21 protein-coding genes and 2 tRNA genes are annotated in these 18,233 nt (G+C 53.7%); 19 read left to right on the top strand and 4 right to left on the bottom strand.

Annotated features, from left to right (window positions below; translation table 11 throughout):
- Nucleotides 1-71: 71 nt before the first annotated feature.
- Nucleotides 72-599, top strand: a complete 528-nt coding sequence (yjgA, locus tag ACFQ1Z_RS06615) for a ribosome biogenesis factor YjgA (protein ID WP_379056490.1) — start codon at nt 72-74, stop codon at nt 597-599.
- A gap of 114 nt (nt 600-713) precedes the next feature.
- The gene (locus tag ACFQ1Z_RS06610; protein WP_379056489.1) at nt 714-1,001 is read left to right on the top strand and encodes a sulfurtransferase TusA family protein; all 288 of its coding nucleotides are present in this window, start codon (nt 714-716) and stop codon (nt 999-1,001) included.
- On the opposite strand, the gene ACFQ1Z_RS06605 is transcribed toward ACFQ1Z_RS06610, so the two are convergent.
- The gene (locus ACFQ1Z_RS06605; protein ID WP_379056488.1) at nt 998-2,965 is read right to left on the bottom strand and encodes a site-specific recombinase; all 1,968 of its coding nucleotides are present in this window, start codon (nt 2,963-2,965) and stop codon (nt 998-1,000) included. The two genes, ACFQ1Z_RS06610 and ACFQ1Z_RS06605, sit on opposite strands and share 4 nt — an antisense overlap.
- A 53-nt stretch (nt 2,966-3,018) precedes the next feature.
- The gene (locus ACFQ1Z_RS06600; protein WP_379056487.1) at nt 3,019-3,822 is read right to left on the bottom strand and encodes a PDZ domain-containing protein; all 804 of its coding nucleotides are present in this window, start codon (nt 3,820-3,822) and stop codon (nt 3,019-3,021) included.
- Between the two features lie 174 nt (nt 3,823-3,996).
- Here ACFQ1Z_RS06600 and mog point away from each other — a divergent pair, with 174 nt between their 5' ends.
- The 5 genes from mog to ACFQ1Z_RS06575 are packed head-to-tail and all read left to right on the top strand — an operon-like array spanning nt 3,997 to nt 6,932.
- Nucleotides 3,997-4,614 (top strand): molybdopterin adenylyltransferase, encoded by a 618-nt coding sequence (gene mog, locus ACFQ1Z_RS06595; RefSeq protein ID WP_379056486.1) that lies wholly within the window; start codon nt 3,997-3,999, stop codon nt 4,612-4,614.
- A 22-nt stretch (nt 4,615-4,636) separates the two neighbouring features.
- On the top strand, nt 4,637-4,993 hold the full coding sequence (locus ACFQ1Z_RS06590) for a VanZ family protein (protein WP_379056484.1): 357 nt from the start codon (nt 4,637-4,639) through the stop codon (nt 4,991-4,993).
- Nucleotides 4,986-5,948, top strand: a complete 963-nt coding sequence (gene thiL / locus ACFQ1Z_RS06585) for a thiamine-phosphate kinase (protein WP_379056483.1) — start codon at nt 4,986-4,988, stop codon at nt 5,946-5,948. Before ACFQ1Z_RS06590 ends, thiL begins: the two co-directional genes overlap by 8 nt.
- Nucleotides 5,932-6,435, top strand: coding sequence for a phosphatidylglycerophosphatase A family protein (locus ACFQ1Z_RS06580; RefSeq protein ID WP_379056481.1), 504 nt, complete (start codon nt 5,932-5,934; stop codon nt 6,433-6,435). The genes thiL and ACFQ1Z_RS06580 overlap by 17 nt, the downstream gene beginning before the upstream one ends.
- Nucleotides 6,435-6,932 (top strand): CinA family protein, encoded by a 498-nt coding sequence (locus ACFQ1Z_RS06575; RefSeq protein WP_379056480.1) that lies wholly within the window; start codon nt 6,435-6,437, stop codon nt 6,930-6,932. The genes ACFQ1Z_RS06580 and ACFQ1Z_RS06575 overlap by 1 nt, the downstream gene beginning before the upstream one ends.
- A gap of 41 nt (nt 6,933-6,973) precedes the next feature.
- Here the strand turns inward: ACFQ1Z_RS06575 and ACFQ1Z_RS06570 are convergent, their stop codons facing one another.
- The gene (locus tag ACFQ1Z_RS06570; RefSeq protein WP_379056479.1) at nt 6,974-7,315 is read right to left on the bottom strand and encodes a hypothetical protein; all 342 of its coding nucleotides are present in this window, start codon (nt 7,313-7,315) and stop codon (nt 6,974-6,976) included.
- Nucleotides 7,316-7,515: 200 nt separating this feature from the next.
- On the opposite strand from ACFQ1Z_RS06570, the gene recA reads away from it, so the two are divergent.
- The 7 genes from recA (at nt 7,516) to ACFQ1Z_RS06535 (ending at nt 14,514) form a co-directional block, all read left to right on the top strand.
- Nucleotides 7,516-8,544 (top strand): recombinase RecA, encoded by a 1,029-nt coding sequence (recA, locus tag ACFQ1Z_RS06565; protein WP_379056478.1) that lies wholly within the window; start codon nt 7,516-7,518, stop codon nt 8,542-8,544.
- Between the two features lie 5 nt (nt 8,545-8,549).
- Entirely contained in the window at nt 8,550-9,023 is a 474-nt protein-coding gene (gene recX / locus ACFQ1Z_RS06560; protein ID WP_379056476.1) for a recombination regulator RecX, read from the top strand.
- Complete coding sequence (alaS, locus tag ACFQ1Z_RS06555) at nt 8,998-11,649, top strand: alanine--tRNA ligase (protein ID WP_379056475.1); 2,652 nt, start codon at nt 8,998-9,000, stop codon at nt 11,647-11,649. The genes recX and alaS overlap by 26 nt, the downstream gene beginning before the upstream one ends.
- A 38-nt stretch (nt 11,650-11,687) precedes the next feature.
- Nucleotides 11,688-12,917: an aspartate kinase gene (locus ACFQ1Z_RS06550; RefSeq protein ID WP_379056474.1), complete on the top strand. Its 1,230-nt coding sequence runs from the start codon at nt 11,688-11,690 to the stop codon at nt 12,915-12,917.
- Between the two features lie 119 nt (nt 12,918-13,036).
- Nucleotides 13,037-13,130: transfer RNA gene (locus tag ACFQ1Z_RS06545), tRNA-Ser, on the top strand.
- Between the two features lie 58 nt (nt 13,131-13,188).
- Nucleotides 13,189-13,265, top strand: a tRNA-Arg gene (locus tag ACFQ1Z_RS06540).
- A 319-nt stretch (nt 13,266-13,584) separates the two neighbouring features.
- Entirely contained in the window at nt 13,585-14,514 is a 930-nt protein-coding gene (locus ACFQ1Z_RS06535; protein WP_379057191.1) for a polyprenyl synthetase family protein, read from the top strand.
- 70 nt (nt 14,515-14,584) lie between these two features.
- On the opposite strand, the gene ACFQ1Z_RS06530 is transcribed toward ACFQ1Z_RS06535, so the two are convergent.
- A complete protein-coding gene (locus tag ACFQ1Z_RS06530; protein ID WP_379056473.1) occupies nt 14,585-15,013 on the bottom strand; it encodes a hypothetical protein in 429 nt (142 codons plus the stop codon).
- Between the two features lie 210 nt (nt 15,014-15,223).
- On the opposite strand from ACFQ1Z_RS06530, the gene ACFQ1Z_RS06525 reads away from it, so the two are divergent.
- The 5 genes from ACFQ1Z_RS06525 to ACFQ1Z_RS06505 all read left to right on the top strand — a co-directional run bounded on the left by ACFQ1Z_RS06525 (nt 15,224) and on the right by ACFQ1Z_RS06505 (nt 18,200).
- Complete coding sequence (locus ACFQ1Z_RS06525) at nt 15,224-16,096, top strand: prepilin peptidase (RefSeq protein ID WP_379056472.1); 873 nt, start codon at nt 15,224-15,226, stop codon at nt 16,094-16,096.
- Nucleotides 16,097-16,106: 10 nt separating this feature from the next.
- Nucleotides 16,107-16,709 (top strand): dephospho-CoA kinase, encoded by a 603-nt coding sequence (coaE, locus tag ACFQ1Z_RS06520; RefSeq protein WP_379056471.1) that lies wholly within the window; start codon nt 16,107-16,109, stop codon nt 16,707-16,709.
- A gap of 69 nt (nt 16,710-16,778) precedes the next feature.
- Nucleotides 16,779-17,552 carry a cell division protein ZapD gene (gene zapD / locus ACFQ1Z_RS06515; RefSeq protein ID WP_379056470.1) on the top strand — a complete coding sequence of 258 codons (774 nt, stop codon included), beginning with the start codon at nt 16,779-16,781 and terminating at the stop codon, nt 17,550-17,552.
- On the top strand, nt 17,552-17,740 hold the full coding sequence (locus tag ACFQ1Z_RS06510) for a DNA gyrase inhibitor YacG (protein WP_379056468.1): 189 nt from the start codon (nt 17,552-17,554) through the stop codon (nt 17,738-17,740). The genes zapD and ACFQ1Z_RS06510 overlap by 1 nt, the downstream gene beginning before the upstream one ends.
- Nucleotides 17,741-17,756: 16 nt before the next feature.
- Nucleotides 17,757-18,200, top strand: a complete 444-nt coding sequence (locus tag ACFQ1Z_RS06505) for a copper chaperone PCu(A)C (protein WP_379056467.1) — start codon at nt 17,757-17,759, stop codon at nt 18,198-18,200.
- Nucleotides 18,201-18,233 lie beyond the last annotated feature (33 nt).

Genomic DNA, 18,233 nt, shown 5'->3' with positions numbered 1-18,233 from the left:
ATGAGCGCTTGTTTCTTGCTTGGCAGTTAAAGCTGGTATCATACCGTGATTTGGCAGAGATTGCTTTTACCATGACCGCAGAACCGCTTGATGATTCCCCTCCCAGTAAAACCAAATTGAAAGCAGAGGCTGACGCCGCGCAGGAAATCGGTAGACAATTGCTGGAACTGCCTAAAGACAGATTAAAGAAATTGCAGCTGGATGAAGCCTTAAGTGACGCGATCGTTGAGGCGAAACGGCTCACAGCCAACGGCGCTATCCGCCGCCAGTTGCAGTATATAGGCCGCCTGATGCGCGACATAGACCTGGCACCTATCGTAGAACAGTTGCAAAAATGGGAAGGCAAGCATATAGAAGAGAATGCGCGCTTTCACCAGATGGAGCGCTGGCGCACCCGCCTGATAGAAGATGCGAAAGCATTTGAGTTATTTCTGCTGGAATACCCGCGTACCGATGTGCAGCGGATGCGTACATTGATACGCAATGCGCAAAAAGAACTGGCGGCCAACAAGCCACCCAAAAGCAGCCGTGAATTATTCAAAATGATACGCGAGCTGGCTGAAGGTGCACACAGCGCACCGGATGAGCTGGCTGAGTAGTATCCGTCGCCAGACCAGCTGTCAGTAGGTTGACGGCTGACTACGCTTAAGTCATACATAGAAAACCATTTATTTATAAACGGCTGCGGCACTTGCAAGCAAGGTCAGCCAGCCGTGGATGAGCAGGGGAAGATAGTGCAGCAGCATGAGCAAGAACTGGATTTAACCGGCCTGGAAAGCCCGGAACCTATGTTAAGAACCAAGACTGCCCTGGATGCCCTGGCATCCGGACAGGTGATCCTGGTTAAAACGACGGCATTGGGTAGTGAGCAGAATATCCGCAACCTGATCAGCAATCACCCGGTGACTTTGCTGTCTTTTAAAAAAGAGAACGGCATCTTTCATTTTCTGATCGAAAAAACGCCAGCTCCATCCTCAGCTGGTCCCACCAGCCAGGCTTAGTCCCTTTTCGGCGGCAGCAGGAATTTCCACGGCTGCCGATAGAGCAAGGTTATCAATTCCAGCGCAAATGCTTTCCAGTGACGGTAGCGCACCTGCCGTGATTTCATGGCCACAAAAATAGCCAGCCCGAAACTGGTGAGCAGATTGACCGTACCCACCACGACTATGCCTAGCAAGGCTGTGCCCAGCAGATAATAAGTCAGCTGGAAATTCAGCGCCGAAAACGCATAGCCGGAAAAAGCCGCCACAAACGTGACATGGCGGATATCCAGCGGCAGGCCTAGCATGACTCCCAGGCCGGAAGCGAAACCCAGCAGGCAACCAAAATAGAAATTCCCGGCCAGTGCGCCCAGGTTATGGCGTATATAGTCGGCGATACGCGACAGACGCTCTTTGCCTAGCAAACGCTGCAAGCGGGGCAGGTTGGCGATGCGTTCAGGTATGTTGTTATAGGCGGCCAGGTTGTCATGGTAGCCGGCGATCAGGCCGGAGAGGAACAGGCAAACGCCCGCCACCGCAGCATAGAGTGCGCTCAGGCTGATCAGCGGGTTATTGGAATCCAGCAGGATATGCGCTTTGGCCTCACCGATAAAGTGGTGGCCGCTGTATTGCAGCACCAGCCAGTCTATCAACATCGCCATCGGGATCACGACGATGACATTGCCCAGGATGGCTATGGTCTGGCTGCTGGTGGTTTGCGCCACGATGTTGACCAGGCTGTGTATGTTCTTGCTGTCCTGGCCGTCATCGTCTATGGTGGCGGCAATGGTGGCGGCAGTCATCGCCGGCTGTTTGGTGGCGACGGTAAAATGCAGCAGGTGTATCAATACAAAGCCCAGCCCATAATTCAGGCTGAAGAAAATAGCTTCTGCCAGTGGCGCGAAGTGATAACTGGCAATGATGATCTTGAACATGGCCATAAAGGCAATGATCACCCCGGCACCCATGGCCGAGCCCATCAGTTTGTAATACTCCTGCCGATGCTGGGCGATATAGTGTTCGCCGGTGTGGCTGGCATTTTCAGTCACGCGCAAGGCCAGCAACTCGGTGTTCTGGCGCCAGTATTCCGAAAGATTGTTTTTTTTGCATTCTGCATACACCAGCTGTTTGAACAGGCGGGTGATGGCATCGCTGACGTCGTGCCTGAGCAGCAGGCCATGCAAAATATCCACCAGTAATTGCATGCGGTGTATCTGCTGCAGCATACGCTGCATCAGTGCAGTCAGCGAGATGCTGGTGCCGGTCTTGGCATTGGCTTTGCGGATATCATTGGTCAGTTGCTCGCAGCGCTTCAGCACTTCATACAGATGCTGGATATCGTCGGCGCTGACCTGCGGCAGGGTGAGGAATTTCTGTATCTCTATATTCTGCGTGATAAATGGCGAGTCATTATTCTCCAGGTCTTCATGCTGCAGGATCAGCTCCGGGTCCAGGCCAGAGGCGGACAGGCGGTAGGAAAGCACTTGCAATGCATCTTTTAATTCCTGGATGCAACTTAACTGCTGCGCATGGTTGCCTTCACCCAGCGCCAGGGTGTGCATAAAGTCGCGCCAGACGGTATTTGGCACGCCGGTGACCCAGTAGGCATCGCTATTGCGGTAAAAGATCTGCCCGAACACATCTTTCAGGTATCTGGGGTCGGGCACTTCTGGCAACAGTTTGTGCGAGAAGCGGCGGTAGATCTCGGTAAAAAAGCCCAGGTCAGACTGTATGCCGTGCTCTGAATAAAGGGAGATGACACTTTTTTCATCCAGCAGGCGCAAGATGCTGTTACGTAAGGCCAGCGCGAATTGCGGCTGCTGCTGTAGCAAAAAACACAGTGCCTGTATGGACTTGCTGGCACTTTCAGTATCGGTGACCTGGTGCGGGCGGATATCCTCAACCAATGCGCGCAAAAACGCAATGTCGTCAAGTTGACCGGAGGCGACGCGGGCCGCCTGGTGGTCGAAGGTGGTTTGAAACATGTATAACACTTTCTGTTTTTAATTGGGTGCCTGGGTGCAGCGCAAGCCTGCGCTTACAAAGTCACTTTCAAGGCCAGCGGTTCGGTTTTTCGCTGTATGTTCAAGGTCACGCTACTGCCCTTGTAGCGCCTGACCAGGCTGGACAAGGTCGCGGCATCATTTACTTTCTCCTGGTTGATAGTCAGCAACTGGTCACCACGTAACAATCCGGCTTGTTCTGCAGCAGAGCCATGGATCACGGCGATCACCCGCACACCATCGGCAGAGGGGGCGGTCTCCTGCTCATCACCGGCCTGCGCGGAGGAGCGGGGCACCAGTTTGATCACATGCACACCCAGCACCGGCGGTGGTAACTTGGCCCAGAAAGTCGCGTAATAGCGATATTTGCCAGGCTGGGCAGCCACATCTTTTTCAGTCAGCGACTGGCCTTTTTTAATGGCTTCCTTGATCACTTCCATTTTTGCGGAAGGTGAGGCATTGCCGGCTTTTTTGACGTATACCAGGATCTTGTCCGCCTGGATAGCGCGGCCATGTTCCAGGGCTAGACTCGGTGGCACTTCTCCCGCTTCAAAAGCGCTGAAACCCATCAGGTCATAGCCATCTTCCAGCATGGTGATATTGTCATCATCACGGCGGGTACCACTCAATAACTCGGGTTGCGGGCTGGCTTGCAGCGAATGCAGATTGCCCTGGTTTTGGGCCTGGTAGTTTTTGGCATACAGATTGTCATCGGCAAATGCGGCTGGCGCAGTCATGCACAGGGTCATCGCGGCCAGCAGTAGCCATAAGCGGTAATAGCCACTGCCTGATGCGCGGGCCGCAGAGGTGAGATGCGCTGGGTTGCATAAAACTTTCATCTGTTTTCTCCATAATCAATGACACCTTTTAGTCTGACTGATGTGCCGGCTAATGTTATGATGTGCTGGTACATTAACACAGACCAACTGGATTGCCAGCAATTCCATCCCGGGCATGCGATCCAGGGCTGTGCGAGCCAGATCCATGCAATATAAACTGACAGACCAAAAGTTATGCAAGCACAATCCACGCGCATAGGGCTGGTATCCATCAGCGATCGCGCATCTAAAGGCGTATATGAAGACCAGGGTATACCCGCGCTGTCTTCCTGGCTGGAAAAAACCCTGCTATCACCCTATGAAACGGTCAGCCGCCTGATCGCCGACGAGCAGGCCACGATCTCAGAAACACTCAGGCAGCTGGTCGATGAATCGCATTGCCACCTGATACTCACCACCGGCGGCACCGGGCCTGCGCTCAGGGATGTCACGCCCGAGGCGACGCTGGCTATCGCCGACCGCGAGATGCCAGGCTTTGGCGAGCAGATGCGCCAGATCAGCCTGCGCTTTGTGCCTACCGCCATTTTGTCGCGCCAGGTAGCGGTGATCCGCAAACAATGCCTGATCATCAACCTGCCAGGCCAACCCAAGTCTATACAGGAAACCCTGGAAGGACTGAAGGATGCTGATGGCAAACTGCTGGTACCGGGTATTTTTGCCGCCGTGCCTTACTGCCTGGATCTGCTGGCGACTGCCAGCCAGCCCATGCCCTACCTGGAAACCGCAGACGCTATCGTTAAATCCTTCAGGCCCAAATCTGCCCAGCGCCCGACTGCCTCAATTAAAGAATAATTGTTTAAAGAATCATTGAATCATGAATTACAAAAGCATCGCTACGCTGATCTTTATCGCGTGTTTCAGTCTGCTCACCTATCTGTTATTGATGGAGATGCCGCCCAGCAATGACGGCTCGCTGTACAAAGACAAAATAGAGCATATCATTGCTTTTGGCGGGGTGACATTCTGGGGCCTGATGGCATTCCCCGCACACCGGCTGGCGATCGCTGTCGGCCTGACTGCCTTTGGTGCCCTGATGGAGATATTGCAAGGTGTGATGACTACCACGCGCCAACCTAGTATTTATGACTGGTACGCCGACCTGGTCGGCATCGCATTGGCATGGGTAATGGTCATACTATTACAACGCTGGTGGAAGCAACGCCGTGGCTGAATTCGATCTTATCGCGCAATATTTCACGCGCCCCGCGCTGGCCGGTGCTAGCGCAGCAGACCTGGGCGTAGGGGATGATGCCGCATTGATCAGTGTGACTGCCGGCCATCAGCTGGCCATTTCTGCCGATATGTCAGTGTCTGGCACACATTTTTTTGCCGACGCTGATCCTTACGCCATAGGCTGGAAAGCCATGGCAGTCAATGTCAGTGATATGGCGGCGATGGGCGCAAACCCTAAATGGGCCACCTTGGCTATCGCCTTGCCTGAGATAGATGCAGGCTGGCTGAGCGCATTCAGCCAGGGTTTGTTTGCTTGTGCCGATAGTTATGCTGTCTCTCTCATTGGTGGCGATACCACGCGCGGGCCGTTGAATATCGCGATTAATATTTTTGGCGAAGTGCCGCTGGGTAAAGCCATCAGGCGTGACCGGGCGCAGGCTGGCGATGATATCTGGGTCAGTGGCACACTGGGCAAAGCTGCTTTATGGCTGCAACAGCGGCTGGGCAAGCTGGACCTGCATGCCGAAGATGTGGCTGAGCTTGCCCCTGCCATGCACCTGCCACAACCGCGCGTGGCACTCGGCCTGGCATTGCGCGAGATCGCGCATGCGGCGCTGGATATTTCAGATGGCCTGCTGGCTGATCTCAGCCATATACTGCAAGCTTCTGCCAAAGGCGCCAGCCTTGATTGGGCCTTGCTGCCCAAGCCGCAATTGCGACACTCCCAGCTGGCTGACTCAGTCATACAGCAAGCAGTGCTGACCGGCGGCGATGATTATGAGCTGTGTTTTACCGCTGCGCCTGAGCAACGTGAGCAGTTGTTGGCGCTGGCACACACGCTGGCACTCCCTTTAAGCCGCATCGGTAGCGTCACCCAGGCACCAGGGCTCACCGTGCGCCATGGCGAAACTGCCATAGAGCTGTCGCAGAAAGGCTATGTGCATTTTGACTAGGCAGCTCTCACATCGAGAGCCGGATGTTGCGCTGCTGCTCTCGCATCCCCTGCATTTTGTCAGCCTGGGCCTGGGCAGTGGTCTGTTTCCCAAAGCGCCCGGTACGGCCGGTACTTTGCTCGGCTTTCCGCTGTTCTGGAGCATCATGCAGTTACCCATCTGGCAACAGTGGCTAGCATTGCTGCTGCTGTTTGTGTTTGGCATCTGGTGTTGTGCCTTTACCGGCCGTGCGCTGGGCGTCAGCGATCATGGTGCCATCGTCTGGGATGAGATCGTCGCCATGGCGGCGATACTGGTCACCGTACCCGCGACCTGGGCCTGGGCCGTCGCTGCGTTTGTATTATTCCGCCTGTTTGATATCTTGAAACCTTTCCCCATCCGCTGGGCAGACCGGCATGTAGGCGGTGGTTTCGGAGTCATGCTCGATGATGGCCTGGCGGCGGTGATGGCTATCATCGTATTGCAACTCATGCAAAGGTGGCTGTGATGCTCTCCCTGGAAAATCTGAGTGCCGATCTAGGCCAGGCTTTGTTGGCCAAAGGCTGGCAGCTGGCGCTGGCTGAGTCGTGCACTGGCGGTATGGTGGCACAGGCGGTCACTGCAATCGCCGGCAGTTCTGCCTGGTTCGACCGCGGTTTTGTCACGTATAGCAATGAGGCGAAAGTTGATATGCTCAGTGTGCCGCAGGCGCTGATCCAGGCGCATGGTGCGGTGAGTGAGCCGGTGGCGCAGGCAATGGCGGCTGGTGCGATACAACACAGCCTGGCGCATATCAGCGCTGCAGTCACCGGCATTGCCGGCCCGACCGGTGGTTCTTTACAAAAGCCGGTGGGCACTGTGTGTTTTGCCTGGGCGATACGTGGCGATTCAGATCAAGCGGAGCGGTTAGTGGTGGAAACGCGTTATTTTGCAGGGGATAGAGCTGCCATACGCCAGCAAGCTGCCAGCCATGTGCTGACCGGCTTGCTGAGTTTGGCTGGCTGAACTGGCTTAGAACTGGCGCAGATTAGCGCAGCCGGGCAGTATTAATGATGATGGTGGTGGCCGTGATGATGGCCGCCACGACCCCAGCCGCCGCGTGGGCCGCGGTCATAACCGCGATAACCGTTACCATAACCAAACTGGATAAAGCCTGGCGCTGGTGGCGCATAAGCATAGCCTGGTGCGCTGTAATAGGTACTTTGCGGATGACGGTAGATCACCACTGGCGGTGGCGCGTAATACACTGGTGGCGGTGCATAATACACCGGCGGTGGCGCGTAAGGATTGCCGACCACGACGCCGACCGACCAGTTAGGGTCGGCTTGCGCGGATAAGGCCGCCATGCCACTTAACGCGATCCCTAAAATGTATTTAACGATGTTCATAAAGGCTCCTCTCACGGAAAACGAATCATGCTTTCTTGCTCTTAAACGTGTATGCCTTATTACGGTTGACAATTCGCTGCATTAATCGTTCGAATGCCATATCACTGATGGTCGATTTATGAAATAATTAGCAGTTATTTATCTGATTATATAGCGTTTAAACGAAAAGCGCTTTTCCCTCACACACAAAAGGCAACACCATGGATGACAACAAAAGCAAAGCACTCGCCGCCGCACTTTCCCAGATTGAAAAGCAGTTTGGCAAAGGCTCTATCATGCGTATGGGCGATGCTGATATCGGCGAAGATTTACAGGTGGTATCGACCGGCTCATTAGGCCTGGATATCGCCCTGGGCGTAGGTGGTTTGCCACGCGGGCGTATCGTCGAGATCTATGGCCCTGAGTCTTCAGGTAAAACCACGCTCACCCTGTCTGTGATCGCCGAAATGCAGAAACTGGGCGGTGTCGCCGCATTTATCGATGCAGAACATGCGCTGGACCCGCAATACGCGGCCAAACTGGGCGTAAATGTACCTGACCTGCTGATCTCGCAGCCGGACACTGGCGAGCAGGCACTGGAGATCGCCGATATGCTGGTGCGTTCTGGTTCTGTGGATATCGTGGTGGTCGACTCGGTTGCCGCACTGACACCGCGTGCCGAGATCGAAGGCGAAATGGGCGACAGCCATATGGGCCTGCAGGCGCGCCTGATGTCACAAGCCTTGCGCAAGCTGACCGGTAACATCAAGCGTACCAATACACTGGTGATCTTTATTAACCAGATCCGTATGAAGATAGGCGTGATGTTCGGCAACCCGGAAACTACTACCGGTGGTAATGCGCTTAAATTCTACGCATCAGTGCGCCTGGATATACGCCGTACCGGCGCCATCAAAAAAGGTGATGAAGTCACAGGTTCAGAGACACGCGTCAAAGTCATCAAGAACAAAGTTGCGCCACCGTTCAAACAGGCTGAATTCGACATCATGTACGGCGAAGGTATCTCACGTCTGGGCGAAGTGATCGAGTTAGGTTCTAACGCCAAACTGGTAGAAAAAGCCGGTGCCTGGTATAGCTACAAAGGCGAGAAGATAGGCCAGGGTAAAGAGAACGCCAAGGAATTCCTGCGTGAGAACCCGGCCATTGCCGCCGAGATCGAAGCGCAGATCCGTGCCAACTCCAATATCCTGGCAGATGGCATGACCGCCGCCAGAACTGAGGATGATTAAACCATTTGCGCCAGCAGCCTGAAAAGTCACTGCGCCAGCGCGCCCTGGAGTATTTAAGTAAAAGAGAATATTCCGCGACTGAACTGGCGCAAAAACTCAAAGCCTATGCCAGTGAAGAGGATGATATTCCAGCACTGATCGCAGACTTCAAAACGCGTGGCTGGTTAAGCGATGCCCGTTATACCGAGCAAATAGTGCATGCCCGCCAGGCCAAGTTCGGCGCAGCCCGGGTAGCCAATGAGTTGCGCGAGAAGGGCGTTGATGATGCGCTGGTGGCCGAGGCAGTGGCAGTATTGCAGGTGAATGAAGTAGAGCGCGCCAGTGAAGTCTGGCGCAAAAAGTTTAAAGCGTCCCCGACCACACGTGAAGACTGGGCAAAACAGGCCAGGTTTTTGCAGAGCCGGGGCTTTACGTTTGATGTAATTAAAAAAATTTTGAATAGACACGCAGAAGATGACAGCGCAGAAGACTACAGTTAGTTACGGCAGCAACCCCAGCAGCAAACAGATCCGCCAGGCATTCCTGGATTTTTTTGCTTCTAAAGGCCATCAGGTGGTGGCTTCCAGCTCGCTGGTGCCGCATGGCGACCCGACCCTGCTGTTCACCAATGCCGGCATGAACCAGTTCAAAGACGTGTTTCTCGGCTTTGATAAACGCGCCTACACGCGTGCGGCTTCTTCGCAAAAATGTGTGCGCGCCGGCGGCAAGCACAATGACCTGGAAAATGTAGGTTATACCGCGCGCCACCATACCTTTTTCGAGATGCTGGGTAATTTCAGTTTTGGCGATTACTTCAAGCGTGACGCGATCACGTTTGCCTGGGAGCTGCTGACCCAAGTGTATGCCCTGCCCAAAGAGCGCCTGATGGTCACTGTTTACGCCGAGGATGACGAAGCGTATGACATCTGGCACCAGGAGATAGGCGTGCCTGCGGACAAGATAGTACGCATAGGCGATAACAAAGGCGCACGATACGCCTCGGATAACTTCTGGATGATGGGCGACACCGGCCCTTGCGGCCCCTGTACCGAGATCTTCTACGACCACGGTGCACATATTCCTGGCGGCCCGCCTGGCAGCCCGGATGAAGATGGCGATCGCTTTATCGAGATCTGGAACAACGTGTTCATGCAGTTCAACCGCGATGAAGCCGGGGTCATGCATCCGTTGCCTAAGCCATCCGTCGATACCGGCATGGGGCTGGAGCGTATCTCTGCCGTATTGCAAGGCGTGCATGCCAACTACGAGATCGATCTGTTCCAGGCATTGATCAAAGCCGCAGCGCGTGAAACTAATACTGCTGACCTGGATAGTCCGTCACTCAAAGTGCTGGCCGACCATATCCGCGCCTGTTCTTTCCTGATCGCCGATGGCGTGATCGCCGGCAACGAAGGCCGTGGCTATGTGTTGCGCCGCATCATACGCCGCGCGATACGCCATGGTTACAAACTGGGTGCCAGAGCTGCTTTCTTCCACAAACTGGTGGCAGACCTGGTGCTGGAAATGGGCGAAGCTTATCCTGAACTGGTCCGCAACCAGGCGCGCATCGTTGAAGTGCTCAAGCAGGAAGAAGACCGTTTCTTCGAAACGATAGAAAACGGCATGCAGATACTGGAAACCGAACTGGCGAGCAAGCCTGCCATTTTCAATGGTGACCTGGCCTTTAAACTGCACGACACATTTGGCTTTCCGCTCGATCTGACCGCCGATATTTGCCGCGAGCGTGGCGTGACTGTAGATACCGCCGGTTTTGATGCAGCCATGGCACGCCAGAAAGAACAGGCACGGGCGGCTGGTAAATTCAAAATGGCGTTAAACCTGGAATATGAAGGCCAGGCCACCAGTTTTCATGGCTATGAAAAACTGGAAACCCCGGCCAGGGTATTGGCGCTGTATAAAGACGGTAGCCCGGTCAAGTCCCTGAATGAAGGCGACATCGGCGTAGTGGTGCTGGATGACACCCCGTTTTATGCCGAATCCGGAGGCCAGATCGGTGATAGCGGTGAGCTCAAATCTGCCAACGGCATTTTTGCCGTGGAAGATACCCAGAAGATCCAGGCCGCAGTGTTCGGCCACCATGGCGTGCTGAAAACCGGCACTCTGTCTGTGGGCGATGCCTTGACTGCCAAAGTCGATCTGCAAGCGCGCCACGCCACCATGCGTAACCACTCTGCCACCCATTTGATGCATAAAGCCTTGCGCGAAGTGCTGGGCGAACATGTGCAGCAAAAAGGCAGCCTGGTCGATACTGAAAAAACCCGTTTTGACTTTGTGCACAATGCACCGGTCACCGATGCACAGATCGCACAAGTCGAGGCCATCGTCAATGCCGAAGTGCTGGCCAATACTGACACGCTGGCCAAGTTGATGGATATAGAAGCAGCACAACAAACCGGCGCCATGATGCTGTTTGGCGAGAAATATGGCGATGAGGTACGCGTGCTGGATATCGGGACTTCCAGAGAATTATGTGGTGGTACCCACGTCAGCCGTACCGGCGATATCGGCCTGTTCAAGATCACATCGGAAAGCGGTGTGGCGGCCGGTGTGCGTCGTATAGAAGCGACCACCGGTGTAGGCGCACTCAAGCTGGTGCAGGCGCAGCAGGCCCTGATCAACCGCGTGGCTGGCGAATTGAAAGCGCCGGCACAGGAGCTTCCGGCAAAGATCAGCCAGGTGCTGGATAACGTCAGGGCGTTAGAAAAAGAACTGGCCAGGTTGAAATCTAAACTGGCCAGCGCACAAGGCGATGACTTGCTTGCTCAGGCGCAGGAGATCCAGGGTGTCAAAGTGCTGGCCGCCAATCTGGAAGGCGCAGATGCCAATACCTTGCGCGAAACCATGGATAAGCTGAAAGACAAACTGAAATCAGCCGCCATCGTGCTGGCCAGTGTGTCTGATGGCAAAGTGAGCCTGGCGGCCGGGGTCACGGCAGACCTGGTCGGCAAGCTCAAGGCAGGCGAGCTGGTCAACCATGTGGCAGGCCAGGTCGGTGGCAAGGGTGGTGGCAAGCCGGATATGGCCATGGCCGGCGGCACGGATGCCAGCCAGTTGCCACAGGCGCTGGCCAGTGTGCCTGAGTGGGTAAAGCAAAAATTAAATTAATTTATAGTTAGCATTTATTTGATAGTTAGAGCGAAATAATGGCATTAATTGTACAAAAATACGGTGGAACCTCAGTGGCAAATCCTGAGCGTATCCGCAATGTGGCAAGGCGCGTTGCGCGCTACAAAGCCATGGGCCACCAGGTGGTGGTCGTGGTGTCAGCCATGTCCGGCGAAACCAACCGCCTGATAGCGCTGGCCAAAGAGATCATGCCGGACCCGGACCCGCGCGAGCTGGATGTGATGCTGTCTACCGGTGAGCAGGTCACCATAGGCATGACGGCGCTGGCCTTGTCTGAGTTGGGCATCAAAGCCAAAAGCTATACCGGTGCCCAGGTGAGGATACTGACCGATGATGCGCATACCAAGGCACGTATCCTCGATATAGACCAGCACAACCTGAAAAAAGACCTGGATGACGGCTATGTCTGTGTGGTGGCCGGCTTTCAGGGGGTGGATGCCAATGGCAATATCACCACCCTGGGTCGTGGCGGTTCTGATACCACAGGCGTGGCCCTGGCTGCGGCCCTGGGGGCTGACGAATGCCAGATCTACACCGATGTCGATGGCGTTTACACCACCGACCCGCGTGTGGTGCCTGAAGCGCGCCGCCTGGAAAAAATCACCTTTGAAGAAATGCTGGAGCTGGCTTCGCAAGGCTCCAAAGTATTGCAGATTCGCTCAGTGGAGTTTGCCGGTAAATATAAAGTGAAACTACGTGTGCTCTCCAGCTTTGAAGAAGAAGGCGATGGCACACTGATTACGTTTGAAGAAAATGAGGGAAACATGGAAGATCCAATCATCTCCGGTATCGCGTTCAACCGCGATGAGGCAAAAGTGACTGTGGCAGGGGTGCCAGATAAACCAGGCATTGCTTATCAGATCCTGGGGCCGGTGGCTGATGCCAATATCGATGTCGACATGATCATCCAGAACGTAGGCGCTGACGGCACCACTGACTTTACCTTCACCGTGCACAAGAACGAAATGAACAAAGCGCTGAGTATTTTGCGTGATAAAGTGCAGGGGCATATCCAGGCACGTGAGATCAGTGGTGACGACAAGATCGCCAAAGTTTCCGTGGTCGGTGTCGGCATGCGTTCACATGTCGGTATTGCCAGCCAGATGTTCCGCACCCTGGCTGAAGAGGGCATCAATATCCAGATGATCTCCACCAGCGAGATCAAGATCGCCGTCGTGATTGAAGAAAAATATATGGAATTGGCAGTGCGTGTATTGCACAAAGCTTTTGCTTTGGATGATGCCTGAGCTGACTAAAAACATTCTTTAATTTTGCGTTGATTTACGAAGGGTTTTCGCGTACTATGGCGCCCTTCGATGCAGTAGCAATACTGTGTCTGAGCAGTAATGTAGTACTCGTTTAAAACGGTGAGCTGGCCGAGTGGTCGAAGGCACTTCCCTGCTAAGGAAGCATATGGGCTTAAACCTGTATCGAGGGTTCGAATCCCTCGCTCACCGCCAAAAATCTTAAACCTGTGTTATAATGCTGCTCTCGTTACAACAGCGTTGTAACACCTTGGCGCCCGTAGCTCAGTTGGATAGAGTATTTGGCTACGAACCAAAGGGTCGGGCGTTCGAATCGCTCCGGGCGCGCCAAAAATAAAAAGCCTTGTTTCTCACGAAACAAGGCTTTTTTCTTTGTGCTTTACCCATCCTGTTCGCTCCATGCAAAGGCGCAGCATTTTCTGTAAAAAAGGGCGTTGTTTTGCAACACGCCAGAGCTCTAAAAAAACTTGTGTCCTGCCGCGCGTTGTTTTGTAAAACAATTAAAAACACCAAGCTTATGCCACGCGCATGGCTGCTAGACGCATCCCGGCATAGCGAGAGTTATGTCAGGTATGGTATCCTCTAGCTTTGTTTTTTCATTGGTGTTTTAGTGTCTCTAAATGCTTGTTTGGCGCGGATTGCAGACGATATGCAGCAGGTGGATGTCGTCGTTCGCCAGTCTTTGTCATCGCAAGTTCCGCTGATTAACCAGATCTCAGAATACATCATCCATAGTGGCGGCAAACGCCTGCGTCCGGCATTGGTTTTGATGGCAGGCGATCTGGCTGGTGGGGTCACGCCGGCGCATCACCAGCTGGCAGTCATTATCGAGTTTATACACACCGCGACCTTATTGCATGATGACGTGGTGGATGCCTCAGACCTGCGGCGCGGCAAATCTACCGCTAATCATGTTTATGGCAACCCTGCCAGTGTGCTGGTCGGTGATTTTTTGTATTCGCGCGCTTTCCAGATGATGGTCAGATTGCAGACTATGCGCGTGATGGAGATCCTGGCCGACGCCACCAATATCATTTCTGAAGGCGAAGTGCTGCAACTGCTCAACGTGCGCAATATCGGCGTCAGTGAGCAGGATTACCTGCAAGTCATCCATTTTAAAACGGCGAAACTGTTTGAGGCAGCCACTCGCCTGGGTGCGGTGCAATGCCAGGCAACGCCAGCCCGTGAAGAGGCGCTGGCAACCTATGGCATGCATCTGGGCACTGCTTTTCAGCTGATCGATGATGTGCTGGATCTGAGCGGTGACAGTGACAAGATAGGTAAGACACTGGGCAATGACCTGGCAGAAGGCAAAGTGACTTTGCCTATGCTGTACGCTATCCAGCAGGCACCAGCGGCGCAGGCTGACCTGGTGAAACAGGCCTTGCTGGAAGGGCAGGTAGCGCAGTTAGAACAGGTGCTGGAGATCCTGCATGCGGTCAAAGCGTTTGATTATGTGCGTTCGGTGGCCCAGAAAGAGGCTTTGTTAGCCTGTCAGGCACTGGATATTTTTGAAGCTGGCCCGGCCAAGCAGGCTTTGCTCGATTTGGCGCAGTTCTCGGTAAGTCGTCAGCAGTAAAGCGGCAGCATGCGTTTTTTTTTAGCATGCTGCGCTGGTGAGATTTAAAGATAATCTATAAAAAAATCAACTAGTTAAGCGCGATAGGCTCACCACTGACGTGGTAATAACTCAATCGTGCGCATTCATTGGTCGCGTTAGTCAAGGCGCCATCAAACAGCGATTCACCGTCTACATCAACTACTGCGTAGCCATTGTGATAAAGCGTCACCTCTGCCTGCAATTCATGGGCCTGCAAGGTATGGTCTGAGCGGCTGGCTATGGTAGGCAAGCCATGTTTGTGTGAGGCGCGCATGGCAAAGCTGACACAATTTTCCTCTTCCTCTTCACTGTAGACTTCCCAGTGTGATTGTCCGGTCAGGTTTGCCAGCCATCCTGGCAGGTCGACTTCTACGCGGCAGATCACCGGTTCATCCCAGGCCGGGTGTTCTACCTGGCCCAGTTCTACTTCGGCCAGCTCAACTTCGCTAGGCGGCGTGAATTTAATTTGATCAGACATAGGCAACTTCCTTCACTAGTAAGATTCAGATGCGAAGCCACTTAAAGCAGTGTGTTTCTCATCTTACACATAAATGGTGACATTAAATCTGTTTTCAAGCCTGTCATTTCTGCTCTGCAACAGGCTTTGCCCGGAGTACGCGGTTTTTAATCTTGCTTACTTGTATTAACGATGAGATGATGCAGCAACCTTAATAGTGTTATCGGTATCATGACAGAATTCCTTGAACCTGTTTTAAGTTTATTAAGAACTGAACCACATTTTCTGCAGGGCGTATGCCTGGTCCTGGGCTTGCTGGTAGGCAGTTTTCTCAATGTGGTGATACACCGCCTGCCCAAAATGATGGAACGTGAATGGCATGCCAATTGCCTGGATCTGCAGGGCAAGGATGTGCCGGAACAACCCAAATATAACCTGGTGGTGCCGCGTTCTTCCTGCCCGCACTGTGGCCATATGATAGGCGCGCTGGAAAATATCCCCGTCATCAGCTACCTGTTTTTGCGTGGCCGCTGCAAAGCCTGCAAAGCTCCTATTTCCATCCGTTATCCGCTGGTAGAAGCACTCACTGGCGCATTGTCACTGGCGGTGGCCGTGCAGTATGGCTACAGCCCACTGACCTTGTTCGCGCTGGTATTCGTCATCGCCTTGGTGGCTTTGACCTTTATTGATTTTGATACCCAGCTATTGCCGGATGATATTACCTTGCCATTATTATGGCTGGGATTGCTGATCAACCTGAATAACGGTTTCACTGATATCACTTCTGCGGTGGTGGGTGCCATGGCTGGCTACCTGGTGTTATGGGCGGTCTATTGGCTGTTCAAACTGGTCACCGGTAAAGAGGGCATGGGTTACGGCGATTTTAAACTGCTGGCTGCCATCGGTGCCTGGTTCGGCTGGCAACTGTTGCCCGCGGTGATAATGCTCAGTTCAGTGGTCGGCAGCGTGATAGGCATAGGCTTGATCCTGTTTAAAGGCAAAACCCGCCAGACCGCTATCCCGTTCGGCCCGTTTCTGGCGCTGGGTGGTATCTCGGCCTTGTTTTACGGGCACAGCCTGGCCGCTTTTTACCTGATGCCTTGAGTGGTGGCTGATGACTAAATTGGTAGCCGTCACCGGCGGCATAGGCAGTGGCAAGAGCGAGGTGTGCAAGACTTTTGCCGGGCTGGGCGTGCCTGTGGTCGACCTTGATGATATCGCCCATGCCATGAGTGCGCCGGATAGTGTGGCCATGCAAACCGTGCGGCAAAGCTTTGGTGACGGCATGTTTGCCGAGAATGGCCAGTTAGATCGCGCCAAGCTGCGGGAACTGGTATTTGCCGACCCGGATGCGCTGGATAAGCTTAACCAGATCATGCATCCGGCCATACGTGCAGAGGCGGTACGCCAGATCGCCCAATATGCCGCTCATGCTTATGTGATACTGGCTATCCCTTTACTGGTTGAGAGTCGTGATGACTGGCCCATGATAGATCATGTGCTGGTGGTGGATTGCAGCGAGCAAACACAACTGTCGCGCGTGATGCAGCGCAGCGCATTATCCGAAGCTATGGCGCAAGCGATCATTGCCGCGCAAAGCAGTCGTGAAGCGCGGCTGGCGATTGCGGATACAGTGATAGAAAACGAGCTGACACTGCCTGATTTACACGAAAAAGTGCTCAAGTTTCATCAAATTTTCTCAAAAACTTGCCAGTGAGTAAAAAGGGTTTCATAATCAGGCTTTTATTGCATACTTTTCAAGTATCAGCTGACAGAAAAGGCTGCCGTGTCGAGCTACGAGTTTCCATTTAACGAGCGCATCAGAACATATCTCCGCCTGGAAGATCTGTTTGTAAAGATGCTGCACCACATAGAAGTAGGCCATGAGGTGAATCATCATGTGGCGCTGCTGACGCTGCTACAAATCCTCGACCTGATCGACAGGGGTGATCTGAAAGTCGATCTGCTGCAGGAGCTGGACAGGCATAAAGTGCAGCTTTCATTCTTGCAGGGCAATCCTAACATCGATCAGAATGCCTTAGGCGATACGCTTGCCAGTCTGGACCGTTGCGCCACTTCGTTGCGCTCTGATCACCAGAAGCTAGGCCAGTCACTACGCGACAACGATTGGTTGATGAGCGTGAAGCAACGTGCCGGTATCCCGGGTGGCGTGTGTGAATTTGATCTGCCTTCTTACCGTCACTGGTTGTATTTGACAGTAGAGCGCCGCAGAACAGACTTTAGCCAGTGGCTGACGCGCCTGATGCCCATGTACGAAGCCATACGCATGATACTGCAACTGCTACGTGGCAGCGGCCAGGTGCTGTCGCTGGTGGCACACAAAGGCGCTTACCAGCAACAATTATCCGGTCATAAACCGGCACAATTATTGCGAATAGAGATCAGCCACGATGAGTGTTTCCCCGAGGTGAGTGCCAACAAATACGCGATCAACATCCGCTTTCAGAAACTTGATTTTGTACAAAGGCCCAAAGCCTGCGAGCAGGATATCGCGTTCAAGATGATCATCTGTAACTTTACCGGGCCGGGGCACAATTAATGCAAGCAACAGTAAAACCGCGCCAGGTGGCCTGCCCTGGCTGTGGCGAATTGGTAGAATATTCCACCGCCAATGCCTACCGGCCATTTTGCAGTGAGCGTTGCAAGTTGATGGATTTGGGCGACTGGGCGACGGAGAAATTCAGGATACCTGATGCCACGCCGCCAGACCTCGACGAATCTGAGTGACCCGCAAGCGCCAATGATGATCAAAGCGCTAGCCCATATGGTGTTTAAACTTCTGTTGGGCTTGCTGCTGGGCATCAGCCTGGCCAGAGCCGATGTCACCATCAGCGACGCCTGGGTACGCGCTTCTAACCCCGGCCAGAGCGTAGTCGCCGCCTATCTTACCCTGAGCAGTCGCGAAAATGTGCGCCTGGTATATGTGGAAACCGCGCGCGCGGGCAGCACAGAACTGCATAGCATGAGCATGCAGAATGGCGTGATGAAAATGCGCCATGTAGCAGAGCTGGCTATTCCAGCCAATAAACCGGTGAAACTGGCGCCAGGTGGCTTGCACCTGATGCTGTTTGAACTGCCCAGCCCGTTTCAAGTAGGTGAGCAGATCAGATTCCGCCTGTGCTTTAAAGATGGATCCGGCAACCTACATGAGCAATTCGTCAGCCTGCCAGTCAAAGCAGCCAATTAAGCTTTATCCTCGTTCTAACATATTCCAGCCTGG

It is taken from the genome of Methylophilus luteus (assembly GCF_042676265.1).
Classification (GTDB): Bacteria; Pseudomonadota; Gammaproteobacteria; order Burkholderiales; family Methylophilaceae; genus Methylophilus; species Methylophilus luteus.
Note: the sequence above shows the minus strand (reverse complement) of the source record. Positions and strands in the feature narration are given on the sequence as shown.

Coding starts and splice junctions, on each gene's coding strand:
- yjgA (WP_379056490.1), top strand. CDS start 72: ATGACCGCAGAACCGCTTGATGATTCCCCTCCCAGTAAAACCAAATTG.
- ACFQ1Z_RS06605 (WP_379056488.1), bottom strand. CDS start 2,965: ATGTTTCAAACCACCTTCGACCACCAGGCGGCCCGCGTCGCCTCCGGT.
- ACFQ1Z_RS06600 (WP_379056487.1), bottom strand. CDS start 3,822: ATGAAAGTTTTATGCAACCCAGCGCATCTCACCTCTGCGGCCCGCGCA.
- mog (WP_379056486.1), top strand. CDS start 3,997: ATGCAAGCACAATCCACGCGCATAGGGCTGGTATCCATCAGCGATCGC.
- ACFQ1Z_RS06590 (WP_379056484.1), top strand. CDS start 4,637: ATGAATTACAAAAGCATCGCTACGCTGATCTTTATCGCGTGTTTCAGT.
- ACFQ1Z_RS06580 (WP_379056481.1), top strand. CDS start 5,932: ATGTGCATTTTGACTAGGCAGCTCTCACATCGAGAGCCGGATGTTGCG.
- ACFQ1Z_RS06575 (WP_379056480.1), top strand. CDS start 6,435: ATGCTCTCCCTGGAAAATCTGAGTGCCGATCTAGGCCAGGCTTTGTTG.
- ACFQ1Z_RS06570 (WP_379056479.1), bottom strand. CDS start 7,315: ATGAACATCGTTAAATACATTTTAGGGATCGCGTTAAGTGGCATGGCG.
- recA (WP_379056478.1), top strand. CDS start 7,516: ATGGATGACAACAAAAGCAAAGCACTCGCCGCCGCACTTTCCCAGATT.
- alaS (WP_379056475.1), top strand. CDS start 8,998: ATGACAGCGCAGAAGACTACAGTTAGTTACGGCAGCAACCCCAGCAGC.
- ACFQ1Z_RS06550 (WP_379056474.1), top strand. CDS start 11,688: ATGGCATTAATTGTACAAAAATACGGTGGAACCTCAGTGGCAAATCCT.
- ACFQ1Z_RS06535 (WP_379057191.1), top strand. CDS start 13,585: ATGCAGCAGGTGGATGTCGTCGTTCGCCAGTCTTTGTCATCGCAAGTT.
- ACFQ1Z_RS06530 (WP_379056473.1), bottom strand. CDS start 15,013: ATGTCTGATCAAATTAAATTCACGCCGCCTAGCGAAGTTGAGCTGGCC.
- ACFQ1Z_RS06525 (WP_379056472.1), top strand. CDS start 15,224: ATGACAGAATTCCTTGAACCTGTTTTAAGTTTATTAAGAACTGAACCA.
- coaE (WP_379056471.1), top strand. CDS start 16,107: ATGACTAAATTGGTAGCCGTCACCGGCGGCATAGGCAGTGGCAAGAGC.
- ACFQ1Z_RS06510 (WP_379056468.1), top strand. CDS start 17,552: ATGCAAGCAACAGTAAAACCGCGCCAGGTGGCCTGCCCTGGCTGTGGC.
- ACFQ1Z_RS06505 (WP_379056467.1), top strand. CDS start 17,757: ATGATCAAAGCGCTAGCCCATATGGTGTTTAAACTTCTGTTGGGCTTG.